Annotated in this window: 2 protein-coding genes; both read right to left on the minus strand. The window is 40.4% G+C overall.

Annotated features, from left to right (window positions below):
• The coding region (locus ACEW8U_RS23190; RefSeq protein WP_373524437.1) for a DUF4249 family protein at nucleotides 1–426 on the minus strand (426 nt) is incomplete at its 3' end.
• A gap of 2 nt (nucleotides 427–428) precedes the next feature.
• Nucleotides 429–2,804, minus strand: coding sequence for a carboxypeptidase-like regulatory domain-containing protein (locus ACEW8U_RS23195; RefSeq protein ID WP_373524438.1), 2,376 nt, complete (start codon nucleotides 2,802–2,804; stop codon nucleotides 429–431).
• Between the last annotated feature and the right edge of the window lie 84 nt (nucleotides 2,805–2,888).

Genomic DNA, 2,888 nt, shown 5'->3' on the forward strand with positions numbered 1-2,888 from the left:
GATGGATTTGATATTTACTTTTTGGGGAACTTCCTGAATACTTCTTATGGTAGGGTAGCCATCTTTTTCCGCAAAAATCTCATAAGTTTTTCCCTCAACTAAATTATGATTTGCGAGGTAATAAAAAGCTTCTATTTCCCAAGATCTACCTCTTTTGATGTAGCCCATAGGAAAAATTTGTCCATCCTGATCTTTCAGATATACATTTGCACCTTCTACCAGATCAAACTCATCTTCAAAAAAATTCCCCCCTTCCAATACCCCTTTGCTTTTTGTTAAAAAAACTTTCAGGGTATCTGTAGGCTCTAAAAGAGAATTCAAAACCATCCTAGGTTCCTGTCCTGGCAATTCCACCTCAAGGAATTGTTCACATGAAACAAAGATTATAAAACTGACAAGGATTAATATATGATATTTGATTTTCATATCTAAAAGGTAAATCTGTATGAAACTGAAGGAACGATTGGGAAAAGACTGAACTGTCTGAGCTGATTTTTCTGAAGTTCATAGTTATAGCTGATGTCCATGTAAAATGGATTCAACCTGCTGTATACATTATATACTGAAACATTCCATGTACGCTCACCCCATTTTTTGTGTTTGTTGAAATTGATCCCTATGTCCATCCTGTGGTAGTTCCGCATCTGAAAATTATTTCTGGATTCGAAATGGTCAAGGTATAGTCCCGAATATCGGGTATTGGTATCGTTTATTACGGTAAAGGAATGCTGATAACGCTGTGAAGGCACAGTGATAAAACTTCCGCTTCCGAATACCCAAGTTCCGGAAAGGTCTATCCTGTCGGACAATTTGTGAACCGCTGTCACGCTGATGTCATGCCTTCGGTCATATCTGAAAGGAAACCATTCCCCGAAATTAATTTCATCAAACCTCCTTTCAGTTTTTGAGAGTGTATATCCTATCCATCCTGTCGTCCTCCCGGTCTTTTTTTGCAACAACACTTCAAGTCCATAACTTCTTCCCTCGCCTGAAGTGACCTTGTCCTGCCAATCGCCAGCGTTATTCAGAAATGAAGCCCCATCCTGATATTCGATGACCCCTTCCATATTTTTATAATAAGCCTCTGCCGAAAACTCCAATCCATATCCCAGGTTCTTAAAATATCCTGCTGCCACCTGCCAGCTTTCCTGAGGACCGATTTTATCCGTGGATGGCACCCATAAATCCGTGGGCAGACCCAATCCAGCATTGGTAAGAAGATGGACAAATTGGGCCATCTGAACGTAGGAGAGTTTCAAAGAAGAAGTTGGGTCCAAGAGGTACCTCATAGCAATCCTTGGCTGAAAGGACGTGTAGGTTTTTGTATCGGCCAAAAATCCTGAAAAATGGGCTCCGACATTGAATTTCAACCTATCCCCCAAACTGAAATCGTCCTCAACATACATGGAAAGTTCACGGGAATCTGATGGAGTGGCTCCTTCCCTTGTTTCGGGTCGCTCATTTTCTCTGGCAACAAATACCCCTGGCGTAAATCTATGGTCTATCATCATAGCTCCCCAACGGATATAATGCTGGGGATTGGGGATATAATCAAAATCTGCCTTAATTGCCAAATCCCTTATACCGGAAAAATAATTGGCAGTATAAAAATCCCGAATAGTAGTGCCACCCTGACTTTCAGTATAAATACTTTCAGATTCAGAAAACAACCTAAACCTATATTTGGTAAAAGTGCCAGTGAAATTAGCAAACAACCTTTGGTTAAAAACATGATTCCAGCGGACAGCCGCTATATTATTTCCCCAACCCAAGCCTGCTTCTTCCCTTGATTGGTTTGTACCTGACCCACCACCAAATCTTGACCCGTTATAATTATAGCTGGAATAAGCCACATCATCACCGCCATAATAACTGAGATAGAGCCTGTTTTTCTGGTTGAAAATATGGTTGACCTTGGCATTGACATCATAAAAATAATAGCCAACATCTTCCTGGCCTCCTGTAGATTTCCTGATGATAGGTCTTGCTATCAGGTCTAGATACGTCCTCCTGGCTGACAATAAAAAAGAAGTTTTATCCTTTACTATAGGTCCTTCCAAAGTGAGTTTGGAGGCAATCAAACCGACACTGCCCTCTCCTTGGAATTTTTTCATATTTCCTTCCTTCATGGTGATATCAATCACTGAGGAAAGCCTTCCTCCATACCTAGCCGGGAATCCCCCTTTTATCAGTTCGACATTGTTGATTGCATCGGCGTTGAAAACAGAGAAAAATCCGAACAAATGTGTGGCATTGTACACCGGTACCCCATCAAGTAGCACCAAATTCTGGTCAGGACTTCCACCCCGCACGTACAAGCCCGAAGCACCTTCAGAACCAGATTGAACACCTGGCAATAATTGAATGACTTTGAAAATATCGACTTCACCCATCAGTGCCGGAAGGTTCTTGATGTCCCTTAGTGGGACATTCACTGTACCCATTTGGGTACTTTCTTGAATAGGGTCATCCCTTTGTCCTTCTATCACAACTTCGTTGAGATAACCTGCCGGTCGAAGTTCCACGCTCAAAAGAGTATCCCGTTCAAGACTTAAAGAAATCAGTAAAGGCTCATAACCGACATAGCTAAACACCAAGTCAACTTCTTTCTCAAAAAGTGAATAACTGAAAAATCCGTAATTATTGGTAACAGCACCTTTTTGGTTTTTTTTGTCGAAAACATTGACCCCAATCAAAGTCTCACCATTGTCCGCATCCTTGACAGTTCCACTGACAGTGACTTTTTGGGCCAATGAAAGAAAGCATACGCCATAAAAAAAGCAAAACAATATGATACTTTTCATAGAAATAATAAGGTGAATCGGTGGCAAAATTAATTTTTTAATTTTAATTCCAATGTTAAAATTTTAAAAATTGATAAGAAATAA

Source organism: Aquiflexum sp., assembly GCF_041751335.1.
Lineage (GTDB): Bacteria > Bacteroidota > Bacteroidia > Cytophagales > Cyclobacteriaceae > Aquiflexum.